The 16,551-nt window shown below is 70.4% G+C and carries 13 protein-coding genes; 8 read left to right on the forward strand and 5 right to left on the reverse strand.

Annotation, left to right across the window (positions count from 1 at the left end; translation table 11 throughout):
- Positions 1 to 127: 127 nt before the first annotated feature.
- Positions 128 to 1,060 carry a DUF2381 family protein gene (locus tag D7Y13_RS14210; RefSeq protein WP_147444313.1) on the reverse strand — a complete coding sequence of 311 codons (933 nt, stop codon included), beginning with the start codon at positions 1,058 to 1,060 and terminating at the stop codon, positions 128 to 130.
- Between the two features lie 382 nt (positions 1,061 to 1,442).
- On the opposite strand from D7Y13_RS14210, the gene D7Y13_RS14215 reads away from it, so the two are divergent.
- The gene (locus D7Y13_RS14215; RefSeq protein WP_120583924.1) at positions 1,443 to 1,685 is read left to right on the forward strand and encodes a hypothetical protein; all 243 of its coding nucleotides are present in this window, start codon (positions 1,443 to 1,445) and stop codon (positions 1,683 to 1,685) included.
- A 10-nt stretch (positions 1,686 to 1,695) separates the two neighbouring features.
- On the opposite strand, the gene D7Y13_RS14220 is transcribed toward D7Y13_RS14215, so the two are convergent.
- A complete protein-coding gene (locus D7Y13_RS14220; RefSeq protein ID WP_120583923.1) occupies positions 1,696 to 4,143 on the reverse strand; it encodes a PAS domain-containing hybrid sensor histidine kinase/response regulator in 2,448 nt (815 codons plus the stop codon).
- Between the two features lie 231 nt (positions 4,144 to 4,374).
- Here D7Y13_RS14220 and D7Y13_RS14225 point away from each other — a divergent pair, with 231 nt between their 5' ends.
- On the forward strand, positions 4,375 to 5,964 hold the full coding sequence (locus tag D7Y13_RS14225) for a sensor histidine kinase (RefSeq protein WP_370451680.1): 1,590 nt from the start codon (positions 4,375 to 4,377) through the stop codon (positions 5,962 to 5,964).
- Here the strand turns inward: D7Y13_RS14225 and D7Y13_RS14230 are convergent.
- Together D7Y13_RS14230 and D7Y13_RS14235 are read right to left on the reverse strand one after the other, a co-directional pair.
- Positions 5,906 to 6,316 carry a hypothetical protein gene (locus D7Y13_RS14230; RefSeq protein ID WP_120533065.1) on the reverse strand — a complete coding sequence of 137 codons (411 nt, stop codon included), beginning with the start codon at positions 6,314 to 6,316 and terminating at the stop codon, positions 5,906 to 5,908. The two genes, D7Y13_RS14225 and D7Y13_RS14230, sit on opposite strands and share 59 nt — an antisense overlap.
- Positions 6,317 to 6,416: 100 nt before the next feature.
- Positions 6,417 to 8,387 (reverse strand): sensor histidine kinase, encoded by a 1,971-nt coding sequence (locus tag D7Y13_RS14235; RefSeq protein ID WP_120583921.1) that lies wholly within the window; start codon positions 8,385 to 8,387, stop codon positions 6,417 to 6,419.
- 316 nt (positions 8,388 to 8,703) lie between these two features.
- Here D7Y13_RS14235 and D7Y13_RS14240 point away from each other — a divergent pair, with 316 nt between their 5' ends.
- The 5 genes from D7Y13_RS14240 (at position 8,704) to D7Y13_RS14260 (ending at position 14,917) form a co-directional block, all read left to right on the forward strand.
- Positions 8,704 to 9,156 (forward strand): Fur family transcriptional regulator, encoded by a 453-nt coding sequence (locus D7Y13_RS14240; protein WP_120533063.1) that lies wholly within the window; start codon positions 8,704 to 8,706, stop codon positions 9,154 to 9,156.
- A gap of 191 nt (positions 9,157 to 9,347) precedes the next feature.
- On the forward strand, positions 9,348 to 9,749 hold the full coding sequence (locus D7Y13_RS14245) for a response regulator transcription factor (RefSeq protein WP_120533062.1): 402 nt from the start codon (positions 9,348 to 9,350) through the stop codon (positions 9,747 to 9,749).
- Between the two features lie 141 nt (positions 9,750 to 9,890).
- The gene (locus tag D7Y13_RS14250; RefSeq protein WP_120533061.1) at positions 9,891 to 10,379 is read left to right on the forward strand and encodes a hypothetical protein; all 489 of its coding nucleotides are present in this window, start codon (positions 9,891 to 9,893) and stop codon (positions 10,377 to 10,379) included.
- 1,724 nt (positions 10,380 to 12,103) lie between these two features.
- A complete protein-coding gene (locus tag D7Y13_RS14255; RefSeq protein WP_341870411.1) occupies positions 12,104 to 13,669 on the forward strand; it encodes a hypothetical protein in 1,566 nt (521 codons plus the stop codon).
- A gap of 333 nt (positions 13,670 to 14,002) precedes the next feature.
- Positions 14,003 to 14,917, forward strand: a complete 915-nt coding sequence (locus tag D7Y13_RS14260; protein WP_120533060.1) for a metallophosphoesterase — start codon at positions 14,003 to 14,005, stop codon at positions 14,915 to 14,917.
- A gap of 69 nt (positions 14,918 to 14,986) precedes the next feature.
- On the opposite strand, the gene D7Y13_RS14265 is transcribed toward D7Y13_RS14260, so the two are convergent.
- Entirely contained in the window at positions 14,987 to 15,424 is a 438-nt protein-coding gene (locus D7Y13_RS14265) for a DoxX family protein (protein ID WP_120533059.1), read from the reverse strand.
- Between the two features lie 218 nt (positions 15,425 to 15,642).
- Here D7Y13_RS14265 and D7Y13_RS14270 point away from each other — a divergent pair, with 218 nt between their 5' ends.
- A complete protein-coding gene (locus D7Y13_RS14270) occupies positions 15,643 to 16,539 on the forward strand; it encodes a transporter (protein WP_199732789.1) in 897 nt (298 codons plus the stop codon).
- Positions 16,540 to 16,551 lie beyond the last annotated feature (12 nt).

Raw genomic sequence — 16,551 nt, forward strand, 5'->3', positions numbered from 1 at the left:
GTGGGTATAAGAGACAGCCCCACCACCTCCCAGCGATCCACCCGGGTGCCCGGCGGCAACCACTCCGCGGACAACAGGACGTGGCCTGCCTCCATCCCCAAGCGTCCGGCGTCCAATGACTCGCGGTTCACAGGGACAGTCCTTCCCACCGCACGGCACGGTCGGCCTCCTGGTTCCAGGCCTCCATCAGGTAGCGGGCGCCTGGGTCCGAGCCCTTCGGTATGTGCCACTCCACCACGGCCTGCCCGCGCATCCCGGGCATCAGGCGGGCATCCAGCATCCTCACGGGTGCCTCCAGGACAACGCGTCCTGGTTTCCCATCGGCCTCCAGCAGGGTCAGCCGTGCCACGCCGGGCACCCAGGGGGATGCCTCCGGGGCATTGGCCAGCGTGAACGCCATTACCCGGGTCGTGAGGTGGCGGTAGAGCACCGTGCTTCCCACGACCTCCAGTCCTCGTCCATTGATGGCCTTGACGGGCCGTTCGACCGACACGGGTTCCGGACCCAACGCACCGATGAGCACCGCGCCCCCCAGTCCGGTCTGGTCGCACCGGGCACGCAGGAGGGCCAGTCCCGCCTCGGTGGCGGCGCACTGGGCCCGGAGCAGGGCCAGCTCCTCGCCCAGCGCTTCAGGGGACAGGGCGTGGCGGGAGACCTCCACCAGGGTGTCCACCTCCTTCGGATCCGTGACGAGCAGGAACGTCACCTGCCGGGGCGCGTCCTCGCCCGCGAAGCGCGCCGTGATGAGCGGGCGGGAGGCGTCCGGCATGGCCACGGAGGGGCGCAGCACCATCACGCCCGGGTACACCTTCGCCTGGGCGAACAGGGGCGCCAGCGCCCTGGTGTCCACGGAGGCCGGCAGGATGTCGTCGTTGAACACGACGGTGGTGACCACGCCGGGAGCGACCCGCAAGAGGTGCAGCGTCGCGGCCTCGTCGGCCCGGACCACCAGCCGGCGCTCCTGATGGACGCGCTTGTCCGGAGCCCCGGCCCGCGCCGGAGCCGCCGCGCCCAGCGCCACCACCAGCATTGGCAAGACAACCCCAGGGGATGCGAACACGCGGCGGACCTCCAGCGTCACACCCTACCAGAAGGGGGTGACGTGGCGGGTAACCACGGAGGGGGCCACCCTATGGGGATTCCGGAGGAACTTCAGGCAATGACTTCCAGCGACGCGGTGAACAACGCATGGAGCAGCGTCGTCTCCGGCGGCGCCTTCCACTCCACGAACAACGGCACCGGCCGGTGCGCCATCTCCCAAGGCAACAACCTGACCCCGGACTCCACTTCGATGGCTCTCCCCCATCACCTGGACAGTCAGGCGGAGGGAGTCAGGGAGCTGTCGTCTGGAGACCTCAAGCCCGCAACCTTTCCCTCGCCCCCGGGTTCATCACGAAGACCACCGCGGACTCCACCGTCCGCCACCGCCTCCGGAACCCTCCATGCGCCGCTCCATCGTCGCCGCCTCCGCCACCGTCGCCTTCTTCCTCGGCGGTGCCGCCAACCAGGCCTATGCCGAACGTCAGCCGCACATGCGCGACGCGCTGGCCCACCTGGAGACCGCGCTGTCGGACCTGCGCGCCGCCACCAGTGACAAGGGCGGCCACCGCGTGAAGGCCATCCAGCTCACGGAGCAAGCCATCGCATCCGTGCGCGACGGCATCCAGTTCGACAACCGTCACTGACGCCCGCGCGTCACCCGCGTTCGATCATGTCCCGGATGCGCGTGGCCAACGCCTCCATCACGAAGGGCTTCGTCATCATCGCCATGCCCGGCTCCAGGAACCCGGATGACACTGCCGCGTTCTCCGCGTAGCCCGTCATGAACAACACCTTCAGCCCCGGGCGCGCGGCCCGCCCCGCGTCCGCCAGCTGCCGGCCGTTCAACCCCGGCAACCCCATGTCCGTCACCAGCAGGTCCAGCCTCGGCGCGCTCCGCAAGAGCCGCAGGCCCTCCACGCCGTCGCCCGCCTCCAGCGCGCGGTAGCCCAGCTCCCGCAGCACCTCCACGATGAGCGCCCGGATGACCTCCTCGTCCTCCACCACCAGCACCGTCTCCCCGGCCTCCGCCACGTGCGCGTCCGTCAGCGCCCGGGGCGCCTGCGCATCCTCCGGCCGGCCCTCGCCCACGTAGCGCGGCAGGTACAGCCGCACCGTCGTGCCCTGCCCGGGCTCGCTGTACAACTGCACGGAGCCCTCCGACTGGCGCGCGAAGCCGTAGATCATCGACAGGCCCAGCCCCGTGCCCTGCCCCACCGGCTTCGTGGTGAAGAACGGCTCGAACGCCCGCTCCAACACCTCCTTCGACATCCCCGTCCCCGTGTCGCTCACGCTCACGCTCACGTACTGCCCCGGCTTCAGGTCCCGCATCCGGGCCGTGGTGCCCGCATCCAGGGACATGTTGCCCGTCTCCACCGTGAGCCTCCCGCCCTGGGGCATCGCATCCCGGGCGTTGATGACCAGGTTGAGCAGCGCCGTCTCCAGCTGGTTCGGATCGCACTTCGTGAGCCACAGCCCGTCCGCGAGCGCCCACTGGAGCTGCATCTGTTCGCCCAGCGTCCGGCGCAGCAGGTCCTCCATGGACGCCACCAGCGGGTTCACCTTCACCGGCTTGGGATCCAACGGCTGCAACCGCGAGAACGCCAGCAGCCGGTGCGTCAGCGCCGCGGCCCGCTGCGCGGACCCCATCGCGCTGGTGATGAACCGCTCCAGCTCCGACGTGCGCCCCTGGTGCAGGCGCTTCTGCAACAACCCCAGCGACCCCAAGATGCCCTGGAGCAGGTTGTTGAAGTCGTGCGCGATGCCCCCCGTGAGCTGCCCCACCGCCTCCATCTTCTGCGACTGCCGCAACGCCGTCTCCGCGGCCATCAGCGCGTCGCGCGCCTCGCGCTCCTCCGTGACGTCCCGCCCCACCGCCATCAACGTCGCCTCACCCGACTCCACCACCGACCACGAAATCCACCGCCACCGCCCGTCCCGGTGCCGGTAGCGGTTGTCCTTGCGGCGAGGGGCCCCTCCGTCGCGCAGCGCCTCCACGTACTGCGTGGAGTCCGCCAGGTCGTCCGGGTGGAGGAAGTGCTGCACCGGCGTCCCCACCAGCTCCGCCTCCGTCCACCCCAGGAGCCGCTCCCACGCGGGGTTGGCCGCGATGATGCGCCCGTCGTGCTTCGCATCCACGACGATCATCAGGTCCTGGCTGAGCCGCCACATCAGGTCGCGCTCGGCGGTGCGCTCGGCGACGCGCGCCTCCAGCGTTTCGTTGAGCGCCCGCAGCCGCGCTTCCGCCTGCTTGCGTTCGGTGATGTCGCGCGACGCGCCAATCATCCGCGCCGGGCGGCCGTCCGGACCGGGGATGAGCCGCCCCTGCACCGACACCCAGTGCACCGAGCCGTCCGGCCACACCACCCGGTAGTCGATGTCGTAGTCCACCTGCTCCGAAAGCGTGCGCCCCACGGCCGCCCGGATGCGCCCCAGGTCCTCCGGATGGATGACGGCGTGCAGGTCCTCGTAGCTGAAGGGCGCCTCCGGCCCGCGCCCGAAGTGCGCCTTGCACGTGGCGGACGCCACGAGCGTCCTCGTCGCCAGGTCCCACTCCCACGTTCCCAGCCTCCCCGCCTTGAGCGTGAACTTCAGCCGCGCCTCGCTGTCGCGCACCTGGCGCTCGCCGCGCACGCGGGCCGTCGTCTCGCGCACCACCGCGAGCACCCCTTCGATGCGCCCTTCCCCGTCGCGCGCGGGGCTGTAGTCCAGGTCCATCCAGACGTGCTCGGGCACGCCGTTGCGCGTGAGCACCAGGGGCTCGTCCCGGAACGACACCGTGCCGCCCGAGAACACCGTGGCCAGCACGTGGCGGTTGAGCTCCGCCATCTCCGGCCAGGCCTCCACCGCCGGCCGCCCCAGCAGCCCCGGATGCATCCCCCCCGCGACGATGCAGAAGGCGTCGTTGTAGAGCAGCACGCCCTGGAGGCCCCACAGCAGCACCAGCGGCACCGGCGACGAAAGCACCAGGCCCACCGACGTCCGCAAGGCGCTGGACCAGGTCTCCACCGGCCCCAGGGGCGTCCGCGCCCAGTCGAACGCGCGGATCCGGGCACGCAGCTCACCTTCTCCAGCAAGAAAATCGCGATGCGGGGGCGAACTCATCACCAGGACGCTAACGTTGGGCCCGGGCCCACTCCATCTCCGTGCATTGCCGGAAGTTCCAATGGGGCTTTTCAGGACGAATGTGCTTGGCTGGTAGGGCGCCAGCCCTCCAACGCCTGTTTCCATCCCTCCCTGGACAGCATTGGTCCCAAGCGGTTACGCACGGCCTCCCCCTTGATGCCGCTTCCTCCCTCCCTACCACCGCGTCTTCCCGGTCCTCCCCAGGTGTGGTTGCTGGAGGACTCGTCCCTGGAGGCGCGGTTCACCCAGGAGGCGCTGTCGTCCTCGTGTGACGTCATGCACTTCGCCGACGGGGCCGCGCTGGTGGAGGCCCTGGGGTTCCATCCGCCTCCGGACGTGATGGTGCTGGACCGGGAGACGCCTGGACTGACCGGCCTGGAGGTCTGCCGCTTCCTGCGCGGCAATCCCGCCACCGCCCTGCTTCCCGTGCTGCTGCTCACCTCCCACCAACGTCCCGAGGACGTCGTGGAGGGGCTGGACGCGGGCGTCAACGACTACGCCTTCAAGCCCTTCCGGAGCTCGGAGCTGGTGGCGCGCGTCCATGGGCTCGCCCGCTGGGGCTGGCGCCAGCGCCAGAGCGCGCGGGACGCGGCGGAGGCGCTGGAACAGACCCAGCGGCACCTGACGGATGAGCAGGCCCGGCGGGACCTGGCCGAGAACACGCTGCGGGAGGTCCGCGACGCGGAGGCGCGCGCCTGGCGCAGCGACCAGCGCTTCCGGCTGGCCGCGCGCGCCACCCGGGACGCCATCTGGGAATGGGAGCAGGAGACGGACAGCCTGGACTGGAGCAGCAGCAACCCGACGCTCGTCGGCGTGCTGGAGTCCCCCCGGGTGTCCCGGCACGACTGGTGGCGGGAGCACATCCATCCGGAAGACCTGCCCGCGGTCCGCAAGGGCTTCCGGGAGGCCATCGAGGGCACGGTGGACACGTGGCAGAGCGCCCACCGGTTTCGCGGCGTGACGGGCACGTGGCTGGACGTGGAGGAGCGGGCCATCATCGTCCGGGACGAACGGGGCCGGGCCGTGCAGGTGGTGGGCGCCCTGCAGGACGTCACCGCGCGCAAGCGGTTGGAGCAGGAGCACCGCCAGAGAAGCGACTTCGAACGGCAGCTCATCGGCATCGTGAGCCATGACCTGCGCAACCCCCTGGCCGCCGTCCTGCTCTCCGCCAACCTGCTGCTGCGGCGCAAGGGGCTGAACCCGGACCAGGAGAAGCTGGCGCGCCGCATCGTCACGTCCACCGAGCGGGCCGTCCGGTTGATCCGCGACCTGCTCGACTTCACCCAGGTCCGCCACGGCAGCCTGAAGCTGCACTTCCGGGACATGGACCTCCACGCCCTGGTGGAGACCGCCATCGAGGAGGCGCAGGTCGCCTCACCCACCCGGACCATCACGCTGACCCGCAGCGGCGACGGCGCCGGCAGGTGGGACGCGGACCGGCTGGCCCAGGTGGTGGGCAACCTGCTGGGCAACGCGCTGGCCTACGGCGACCCGGAGACGCCCATCCTCGTGCGCAGCCACGTGCAGGAGAGCGAAGCGGTGCTGGAGGTGCACAACGCCGGCCTCCCCATCCCCGCCAACGTGCTGCCGCGCCTCTTCGAGCCGCTGGAGCGCGGCGCCGCCCAGCAGGAGATCCGGGTGGACCGCAGCATCGGCCTGGGGCTCTTCATCGTGCGGCAGATGGTGCGCGCCCACGGCGGCACCGTGACGGCGCGCTCCTCGCCGGAGGCGGGCACCACCTTCACCGTACGGCTGCCCCGCCAGCCCCCTGCCGCGCCGCCAGGGACACCGCCCGGGTGAACTGGTCGATGTCATAGGGTTTCAACAGCAACTCGATGACATCCGGGCCGGTGTACTCCTTCGCGCCCTCGCGGTTGGTGGTGGTGAGCACGAAGGGGATGCCCGCGGCGGCGGGGGACGCGGCCAGCTTCTGGAACGTGGCCCAGCTCAGGTCGAACGGCACGCTGATGTCGTAGACGATGACCGCCGGATGGGTCTCCTTCACCAGCGTGGTGAAGTCCAACGGACCGCGCGCGATGTCCTGCACCCGGGCCCCCTTGGTCTGGAAGCCCACCTCGGACAGCAGCTCCTCCAGGGCCTCGATGAGGTCCTCACTCCCATTCAGCACCAGCACGGTGGGTCGTTTCCCCATGAGGACAAACTGCTTCCTCCCGCACGGAAGAGGAGGGGGGCGCGGACCGGGTGTGCGGCACCGGACAGAGCTTCCGCCCGGGTGCCCGGCCCCGGCCCGCTCAGGCGCTGACGCCGGACGGCCCCGCGCGCGGCAGGCGCACACTGAAGGTGGAGCCCTGGCCCTGGGTGCTCGTCACGGACACCTGGCCGCCGTGGGCCTCCACGATGCGGTGCAGCCGGTACAGCCCCAGGCCCAGCCCGCCGTAGTTGCGCGTGGGCACCGCGCGCTCGAAGCGGCGGAACAGGCCCTCCACCCGGTCCGGCGCGATGCCGATGCCCTGGTCGCGCACCACCAGCAGCGCCGTGTCCGCGTCGCCCTGGACCTCCAGCTCCACCGGCTTGCCCGGGCCGAACTTCACCGCGTTGGCCAGCAGGTGCGTCACCACCTGGCCCAGGCGGACCGCGTCCCAGCGGCCCAGCGTGGGCGTGGACTCGCGCAGCACCAGCCGGCACCCCGCGCGCGACGCCGCCTCCTCCGTGCGGCCCATCACGTCGCGCACCACCTGCGCCAGGTCCACGTCGTCCAGGTTCAGCCGGGGCGCGTGGCTCTGGAGCTGTGACACGTCCAGCAGCCCCTCCACCAGGTCCGCCAGCCGCTGCACCTGGCGGTCCGCCGCCACCAGCGCGCGCTCCAGCCGCTCCGGCGCCACCTGGCGCTCCAGCTTGAGCGCCGCCGCCGTGCCCTGTACCCGGAGGCGCAGCGCGGCCAGGGGCGTGCGCAGCTCGTGCGCGGCCACCGCCAGGAACTCGTCCCGGGCGCGCACCGCGTCGCGCGTCTCGCGGTACAGCCGCAGCTGCTCCGTCACGTCGCCGATGATGCCCGCCATGCGCACCGGCGCCCCGCGCGCGTCCCGCAGCGCCCGGCCCCGGCTCACGCAGGAACGGTAGCCCCCGTCCGCGTGCCGCAGGCGGAAGGACACGTCGTAGGGCGTGCCCTGCTCCAGGTGCTGCGCGAGCGCGGTGGCCACCTCGCCCCGGTCCTCCGGGTGCACCCGCGCGAGGAACGCGTCCGGGGTGCCGGCGAAGTCCTCCGGCTTCAGGCCCAGCATCTCCAAGAGGCGCGGGCTCCAGTACATCGTCTGGCCGCGCACGTCCCAATCCCAGACACCGTCATAGGAGCCGGACACCACCAGCCGGTAGCGCTCCTCGCTCTCGCGCGCGTCGCGCTCGGCCTGCTCCAGCAGCCCCACGCGCCGCTCCAGCTGCCGCACCATCCCGTACAGGTGCGACTCCGTGGACAGCTCGCCGTGCACCGGCGCGGGCAGCGGTCCCTCGGCGTGGGATTCGCGCAAGAGCAGCGCCAGCAGCTCGTTGTCGCCCTGGGTGCGCCGCACGAAGCCGTTGGCCCCCACGTTGGCGGCCATGCGCAGGTCCAGCTCGTCCGGCGCGGTGGCGTGCGTGAGGATGACGGGCACGCGCGCGAGCTTTGGATCCTGCCGCAGCGCGAGGCACAGCCGGAAGCCGTCCAGGCGCGGCATCAGCACGTCCGCCACCACGATGTCCGGGAGCCGCCGCCGCGCCAGCTCCAGCGCGCTCTGCCCGTCCTCCACCACCAGCACCTCGAAGCGGAACGGGGCCAGCGACAGCTGCAGCAGCTTGCGGAAGACCGGGTCGTCCTCCGCCACCAGCACCCTCAAGGGACGGTGGGCCTCCAGGTCCCCCGCCCCCGGCGGCAGCGCCTGCCTCACCGCCTCCAGCCGGGCCCCCAGCGACAGGGGAGAGGGCAGGAAGCCCGCCACCGGCACGCCCAGCCGTCCCAGGGCCTCACGCTCCCCGGGCGGCGCCTCCACCCAGAGGCCCGCGCCCGACGCCGCCAGCGCCTCGCGCAGCGCGCCTGCCTGGGCGCCCAGGGCCGTCAGCATGCCCCCCGTCATCAGCACCAGTTGGAGGGGCGGAGCGTCGCGCAGCGTGCGCGTCAGCGACTCCGGACCGGCCGCCAGCAGCACCTGCCACCCCTGGCTCTGGAAGGCCAGACACAGCAGCTCCCGGTGGGCGCCGGGCGCTTCGACGAGCAACAGGGTGGGCTTCATCGGGTTGGAGGCGAACGGAACGGACGAGGCAGCACGAAGGGTCGGTCTGGGGGGTGGGACCCCAACGGCCCACGCCCAGGTTGCGGGAAGGTCGCAGTGTGGGGGCGAGCCGCAGTGAGTCAAGGCGCCCGTGGGGAAGTGTTGGAAGCTGGGCGCCCCCACGCCCGCCCTGCACCGGCGCGAGGAGGCGCCCGCGGGCGGCCCTGTTCACGTCGGGGCCCCGCCCCATGACGCGTCACAGCTACAACCGGGCTACAGGTACACTTCGCTTGCGGTGGCCGGGACGCGGCGCGTCGGCTGTGTTATTCGACCGGGCATGGGTGCCAAGAAAATCTCCGCGCAGGAGAAACTGACCGGGTTCCAGGACCGGATTCGCGCCGCGGGGCTGCGCAGCACCGCCCCCCGCGTGGCCGTCCTGCGCAAGCTGGAGACCGCCACCGCGCCAATGAGCCACGCGGACCTGGTGGAGGAGCTGGGCGGCGAGGGCTACGACCGCGTCACCATCTACCGCAACCTCACCGACCTGACGGAGGCGGGCCTCGTCGTGCGCGCGGACCTGGGCGACCACGTCTGGCGCTTCGAGCTCAAGCGCGCCGGGGGCACCGAGCACTCCAACAACCACCCCCACTTCACCTGCACCGACTGCGGCACCGTCGCCTGCCTCCCCGAGGAGTCCGTGCGCATCACCGCCGCCCGGGGTGTGCCCCGCGCCGTGTCGCAGCGCGCCGTGGAAGTGCAGCTGCGCGGGCTCTGCGACCGCTGCGAGTAGCTCCCCCCTCCCCTCCCGTAGGGCATGGGGGCGACCACCAGGGGTGTGCTCACTGGTAGGCATAAACCTACATTGCCGCTTCCGCTCCCCCTCCCCCGGGTACAGATTTGGTTCTGGCGAGGGCAGGAGGCCCACCGTCCCGGCTCGGGGGGCGGCCTGGGGCGCTCCCAAGGCTCGCAGGGGGAAACGGAATGGAAGCCCACCACACGCTGCTGGTCGTCGACGACGACATGGACATCCGGGATGCGCTCCAGGACGTGCTGGAGCTGGAGGGGTACGCCGTGCAGCTCGCGGCGGACGGCCTGGAGGCGTTGGAGCGGCTGCGTTCCTCGGAGCCCCGACCTCAGCTCATCCTGTTGGACCTGATGATGCCGCGCATGGACGGCGTCGCCTTCCGCGAGGCCCTGCGCCACGAGCGCGCCTGTTCGGACATCCCGGTGCTGGTGGCCAGCGCGGAGCTGGACGTGCGCGACACGGTGGATGGGATGGGCGTGGCGGGCTACCTGCGAAAGCCGCTGGACCTGTCCGCGCTGCTGACCACCGTGAAGCGGCTGTGCCTGCCGTCCGACGGCATGCTGAGCGCGGGCGCCTGAGCGCCTGCCTGCCGTGCGGACGGCGGGGCGGCGCTGACGCACGGGGCCAGTTGGCGCGCCAACACGGCCGCCCCACCCTTTCAGGCAGACGCGGCCCACGGGGACGCGGCAATCACTCACTTGAACCAAGGGAGCGGGACCATGAAGAAGCTCATCGTCGCGGCAGCCATGTGCCTGGGAACCGCCGCTTTCGCGCAGAGCGCCACCGGGACGCCGTCCAACCCGGCGCCTGGCGCGCCCAGCAGCCAACAGATCAAGGGTCCGACCACGGGCGTGGAGGCCCAGGAGGTGGGGCCCGCCATCGGCGACACCGCGAAGAAGGTGGTGGGCGCCGACAAGGACAAGAGCGCCAAGGAGGCCGGCGCCTGGAAGATGAAGGACGCGTACAGCCTGTCCGGCACCGTGAAGAGCCCGGACGGCGATGACGTCACCATCGCGCGCACCGGTGACCTGCCGGCGGTGGAGCTGGACGTGCGCGACCAGACGGTCGTCACCCTGGACGGCAAGACCGTGAAGGCGAGCGAGCTGCCGGAGGGCGCCAGCGTGCGCGCGAAGTTCCAGTTGGATGGGGATGACACCGTCGCGCTGGAGCTGAAGGCCACCTCGCCCAAGGGCGCGGTGAAGAAGTAACGCGCGTCCATCCTTCGTTGAACCTTCGGGCCCGCCTCCCACCAGGGATGGCGGGCCCGGCTTTTTTTGCTGCTCATCAGTGTGGAACCAAGAGCACGGGTCGCCCTGCGAGCGCAGGACGACCCGTGCTCTGATTTACGACGTAAAGCCGACTACGACTTGCGGCACCGGCAACCAAACGGCCACGCCCAGTAGCCGTACTTCCGGGCATCCATGACCTTGCCCGTACGGTAATGGCGGTAGTACCGAGTGAATCCACCGCCGCACTTCGGACACTTCATCTTGGGATCAACCATTCGCGATGCTCCTACTAGCGGAGTCGCCACTTCCGCGCTGTTGACACACGGAAGGCCATCGCGTTACCCACCTCGGAGCCTTGCGGGACGCCGAAGTTGATTACGCGCTCCATGTGGTTCTCGACCGACCTGGGTTGCAGCCCAGGTCGGTCGAATTTTTCGTACGATGACAAGACGCACGAGTACTGGGGGACTGCCACCAAGCCCAAGCTGCCAGCGACTCAAACGGAGCCGCTGGCACACCGGGGCTTGATCGCAATGGCGTCCCGCTGAAGGAACAAGAGACGCCGGCACAGGAAACGCCGGCCCCGCGTGTGAAGTTTCGACTACGGCTTGGTCACGACGAGCTTGTAGATGCCCCACATGAAGGGGAACAGCAGCGCAGCGCTGCCAAGCCCCCAATGGAGCATCTTCGCCCAGAAGTTCGCGTCCATGGACGCACCCTCCCCTTTCTGCAGGGAAAGCGCCTCGACACGACGATGCCAGTCGTACTGTGCCGAAGAGCCTCTCTGCTGCTGTTGTTGAACTTCTCTAGTTTGCGTGCCCCGCACGCATGTCGGATCACGTCATGCCTCTTCCTTCCTCGTCATCGAGCGTCATCCTTGCGCTGCAATGTTGCGTTCAAACGCAACAGTGGGCATGTTCTCCCTGCCAGTCGTGCTGTGCCGAAGCGTCTCTAAGAAAAATGGGTGTCCACCTTGCCGGGTGGGCACCTTTTTTTTGAGCACTTCAGCCCCTGACGACCCACTCAAGCTATGGGGGGTCTACCAATGTGTCAACGCTAGATCCTGTGAGAGCTAGCCCTGCCAGTGGGATCGATGCTTGCAATCTATGATCACTCAACGGGCCCATTCTGGAGGTTCGGCGGCGGACATAGTTCTCCACGTCGGTGGCCACCTCGATGGGATGAAGAGGTGTTGGCTCCCAGAGAGAGAAGAAGAAGCGGCAGCGACGTATCTTCAGCTCGGCGTTCAAGACCGGAGCAGTGAAGCTGGTGCAGGAAGAGGGCAAGTCCGCTGAGGCAGTGGCGCAGTAGCTGTGCCTGACCGAGAAGGCTTTCCGCAGATAGGTGGAGTGGGCCAGGACGGACAAGGGCCAGGGCAAGCCCGCCGCGCTCACCAGCGAGGAACGAGCGCAACTCTCCGAACTGCGCCAGCCCGAGGCCTGCTTGAGACTGCGGAGGCTTTCATGTGCCGCCATCTGAACGTCTCTTGCTCCGACTCCCTGCTACTAAGCAGGGGCGAAGAGGCCCGAGTCGCAGCGCAAGAAGCGCGACTGCGAACCCAACGTGGAGGTGGCTGCTCATCCAAGGCACCGACTTCGCCCGAGTGGGAAAAAGATTGCCCTCTTCCGAGTGGGCCGTGAGCGGACCACCCGTTCTTTGGGGCAGGTACGCCGCTTGCTTAGGGCACACGCGGGGAGATCACGGTGAATCGACGACTGCTGGGCGTGTGGGTTGGGGCGATGGTGATGTCGGCGTGGGGTTGCGGCGGGTCGGACGGGCCCACCACCCCAATCGATGACAGGGACAACATCGATCCCCGGCCAGGGATTGATGCGGGGACTGGCGGGGGCACGGACGGAGGGACGGACCCCGGCACGGATGCGGGCACGAACGACGGTGGCACGGATGCCGGGACGGACGCGGGCACCGACGGCGGCACGGATGCCGGGACGGACGCGGGCACCGACGGCGGCACGGACGCGGGCACCGACGGCGGCGTGGTGGATCCGGACCCCGTCGGGGACCGGTGGCCCACGGATCCGGTGACGAACTACTCGGAGCGCTACGGCATCGGGCGGGTGCAGTCGGTGGGCCTGGACCAGGGCAAGAACCTCTGGGTGCTGGACGGCAGCCGCATTGGCGTGGTGCGCGCGGACACGCAGCAGCTGGTCTGGGTGTCGGGCGCCGTGGGGCAGGCGGCGGCGGGCGGCAACGCCACGGTCATCTGCGGCGGCGCGGCGGGACGGGCCTACGTGGGCTACAGCGCGGAGGACCTCCAGCCGGATCCGGAGTTCCCCGGCCTGCACACCAACTTCATCGTCACCAACCCGCCGTGCGAGGTGCCGGTGGGCGACACCCAGTGCTACGCGTACAGCGAGCGGCGCCTGAACTTCTACAAGGCCGGTGACGTGGACGCGGTGAAGCTGACCGCCAACGGCCAGGTCGCCTTCGAGGAGCACATCAACCAGTCGGTGCGCCACTCCTCGGGCGGCTCCGCCGTGCAGACGGGCCCGCGCGTCGTCAACGGTGTCAGCCTGGGCATCCGCAACAGCAACGACCACCACTTCGACGAGGACCGCAGCATGCTCAGCTGCGTGTCGGTGATGCGCGGCCCGAACAAGGGCGACGTCTACGTGGGCAGCAACCACGGCGTCACGCGCATCCGCGACCTGCAGTACAACGCGCACCGGCACCCGGTGTGGTTCGACTCGCGCGGTTCGCAGTACGCGGGCTACACCTACGGCCTGGGCATCGCGCAGGACGGCGACGTGCTGATGGCCAACGACTGGACCTTCGGCATGGTGAGCCCGTCCCCCCGCCTGGGTGACTGGGACAACACCGACACGGCCATCAACCCGTCCAAGGTGAAGTCCTCCTACCTGCCGGAGCTCAACTCGCAGGCGGACTTCGACTACTGGCGCGGCTTCCAGCAGACGACCGACGGCGCCTACTACCTGGGCAGCAAGTCGCTGGGCCTGTGGAAGATGGACCTGACGTCCTCCACCAGCCCCACGCAGAAGGGCACGCGCATCGGCGCGGACGTGGAGGCGCTCAACGCCATCAACTCGCTGGCGGCCACCAACGACGGCTCGCTCTTCATCGCCACCCACTCCGGCGGCCTGTACCGGCTGACGCCCGCCAAGACGCTGGAGAAGGTGGACAGCGTGCGCGCCAACCGCGTCCTCCAACTCGTCTACGACCCGTCCGTGACGCCCGGCATGCTGCTGGTGCTCACCACCGACGGCCTCACGGTCCTGCGCGGCTACTAGAAGCCTCCGCCCCACGGGCACACGCGAGCCGCATCCATGAGACCCCTCGGCGTGCCGTCCTGGCGCCGGGGGGTCCGCGTGCCTCCGGCCTCCGGCCCAGCGTGGAGGTGTCCCACCTGGGTGCCAGGGCACGGCGCATGTGGCACGGAGAAGCACCGGGGCCTACCCGCCTGGACGCCGGGAAGGGGGCGGAAATGTTCCGTCAGGGGGCCCGGTTCTGATTCCACCCCGTGCTGGCCGCAGGGGGAACAGGCGGGCCGGGGACCCCGGGCTTACGGCGATCCGATCCGCTCTCTACAATCGCTCACCGTCTCGCTGGAGGAATCCGAACGCATGCGCCTGAGACTCGCCCGCCGCCGTCACGCCGCTGGTGCCTCCTCCTCCGCCGCCCAGGCCGAAGCCCTGGAGATGGAGTCGCACGGCCGCAACGAGCTCCTGGCGCGAGGACCGGATCCCTTCCGTCCCGACCGCCGGCTGCGCTGGCGCGACCACTTCGTGCTCACCGAGCACCTGCTCCAGTTGAGCGGCATCGCGCCGGAGCATGACGGGCTGCGGATTGCCCAGCTGTCGGACGTGCACGTGGGACAGGCGACGTCGGACGTGCGGATCCGCCGCGCGGTGGCCGCGGTGAACGCGGCGGCGCCGGACCTGGTGTTCCTCACGGGCGACTACGTCACGCACAGCCCCAAGCCGCTGCCGCGCGTGCGCGAGCTGCTCAAGGGCCTGGAAGGGCCCGTCTTCGTGGTGATGGGCAACCACGACCACTGGGTGGACGTGCGCTACCTGCGCGCGGGCTTCGAGGACCTGGGCTACACGGTGCTCCAGAACGAGCACCGCGTGGTGCACGTGAAGGGCGCGCCGGTGACGGTGCTGGGCATCGACGACGGGCTCACCCGCATGGACGACGTGGAGGCCACCTTCCGGGGCGCGCCCACGTCGGGCACGCGGCTGGTGCTGGCCCACACGCCGCCCACGGTGGAGAAGCTGCCGTCGCACGCGGGGCTGGTGCAGTTCTCCGGTCATACGCACGGCGGGCAGTTCATCGTGCGGGGCCTCACGGAGGCGCTCTTCCGCCGCGCGGGCCAGCCGTACATCCGCGGCCACTACCGCGTGAACGGCAACCACCTGTATGTGAACCAGGGGCTGGGCTTCGGCTTCGGCGGCCCGTACCTGCGCCGGGGCAGCACGCCGGAGGTCGCCTTCTTCACCCTGCGCAACTCCGCGGCCGCCCACGTCGGCGCGCCCTGATCCACAGCAGGCATCTGAAGCACCCAGGCCCCTCGCCCCCGCAAGTCGGGAGCGGGGGGCTTTCGCATGTCAGCGCAGCGGCGCGCCCAGCTTCATGCCGCCCAGCGACGTCTCGCGCTTCTTGCGCGACAGGCTGAAGGGGCCAGGCCCGAAGTAGACGATGAGCAGCGCGCCCCCCGCCATGGAGAGGTTCTTCATGAAGTGGATGAGGTTGTTCTGCGCCTGCACCGGGTCCTCCATCCGCCAGAAGTGATGGACCATGAAGGCGGAGGCCAGGAGGAAGACGGCGAGCATGGCCGCGCCCAGCCGGGCGAACACGCCCAGGAGCACGCACAGGCCTCCCACCACCAGCACCCCGCCGGACACCAGCACCGCGAGGCGCGGGTCGGGCACCCCGGACGCCTGCGCGTAGGCCGTCAGGGCCTGGAGCTGGAAGAAGTGATTCAGGCCGCTGGTGATGAAGATGACCGAAAACAGCAGCCGGCCCAGCGGCGCGAGCAACCCCATGGATGACCTCCGTGCGTCTAGCCTCTCCCCCATCAACGTGGACGGGCCGGTGTCATTCTCTACTTGTGCACGGATGGGCGGGCGGACAGGCAGCCCCTGCTCCCCTGGCGGCCCCCTGGACGGGAGGACAGTCGGTGCGTCTCCAGGACGACGCACCGGCGGGCTGCGACAACTCGCCGCAGTTTCCCGGGACAGGGGGGCGTTAGGGTGGCCACGCCTTGAGAACCCCCTCGCCCCTGGCCCTGGCCGTCCTGTGCGCCGCGCTCCTCATCCCCGCCTCGCGGGCGTGGGCCTGCGCGAGCTGCGCGTGCGGAGACCCCACGCTCACGTCCATGGGCGGCGAGCAGCCCTTCGAAGGGCGCCTGCGGCTGTCCACCATGCTGCGCGCGTGGGGACACACCGAGGGCCAGCAGAACCTGGACGCGCAGCGGCTGCGCGAACTGCGCATGGACGTGGCGGTGGCGTACGCACCCCGGCCCTGGCTGGTGCTGGCGGTGAACCTGCCGCTCCAGGCGCGTGAGGTGCGGGACGTGAGCCTGGCGCGCGAGCGCGGCTGGGGCCTGGGCGACATCGACGTGAGCGCGAAGGCGTTCGTGTGGAAGGACAAGGACTTCTCGCCGGACCACCTCTTGAGCGTGGTGGGCGGGGTGAAGCTGCCCACGGGTCCCCGGCTGATGGCGCGGGACGGCACGGCGCTGGGGCTGGATGCGCAGCCGGGCAGCGGCTCGGTGGACCCCATGGCGGGGCTGGCGTGGCAGGGCTTCCGGGGGTCGTGGTCGTTCATGGCCAGCGTCCTGGGCTTCCTGCCCACGCGCGGGCGCGAGGACTTCCGGCTGGGCGCGTCGGTGCGCACGTCGGTGGGAGCGCAGTACCAGCCCTCGACGCGCTGGGCGGTGCGTCTGGGATTGGACAGCCGGGCGGAGCGCGCGGCCGACACCGCCGGCGTCTCCGAGGAGAACGGCGGAGGCTTCATCGCCTATGTGTCGCCGGACGTGCTCTTCAGCCCGGGCATGGACGTGGTGGTGCAGGCCGGGGTGCGCGTCCCGGTCGTCAACCAACTGCGCCGGGTGACGTCCACGCCCATCGCGCAGCTCTCGCTCGCGTACGACCTGTGATGCCATTGTCCT

This window comes from Corallococcus praedator (assembly GCF_003612125.1).
GTDB lineage: Bacteria > Myxococcota > Myxococcia > Myxococcales > Myxococcaceae > Corallococcus > Corallococcus praedator.

Bases quoted from the DNA above. Each gene is read 5' to 3' on its own strand.
- D7Y13_RS14265 (WP_120533059.1), bottom strand. From the start codon at position 15,424: ATGGGGTTGCTCGCGCCGCTGGGCCGGCTGCTGTTTTCGGTCATCTTC.
- D7Y13_RS14260 (WP_120533060.1), top strand. From the start codon at position 14,003: ATGCGCCTGAGACTCGCCCGCCGCCGTCACGCCGCTGGTGCCTCCTCC.
- D7Y13_RS14240 (WP_120533063.1), top strand. From the start codon at position 8,704: ATGGGTGCCAAGAAAATCTCCGCGCAGGAGAAACTGACCGGGTTCCAG.
- D7Y13_RS14245 (WP_120533062.1), top strand. From the start codon at position 9,348: ATGGAAGCCCACCACACGCTGCTGGTCGTCGACGACGACATGGACATC.
- D7Y13_RS14220 (WP_120583923.1), bottom strand. From the start codon at position 4,143: ATGAGTTCGCCCCCGCATCGCGATTTTCTTGCTGGAGAAGGTGAGCTG.
- D7Y13_RS14230 (WP_120533065.1), bottom strand. From the start codon at position 6,316: ATGGGGAAACGACCCACCGTGCTGGTGCTGAATGGGAGTGAGGACCTC.
- D7Y13_RS14215 (WP_120583924.1), top strand. From the start codon at position 1,443: ATGCGCCGCTCCATCGTCGCCGCCTCCGCCACCGTCGCCTTCTTCCTC.
- D7Y13_RS14235 (WP_120583921.1), bottom strand. From the start codon at position 8,387: ATGAAGCCCACCCTGTTGCTCGTCGAAGCGCCCGGCGCCCACCGGGAG.
- D7Y13_RS14250 (WP_120533061.1), top strand. From the start codon at position 9,891: ATGAAGAAGCTCATCGTCGCGGCAGCCATGTGCCTGGGAACCGCCGCT.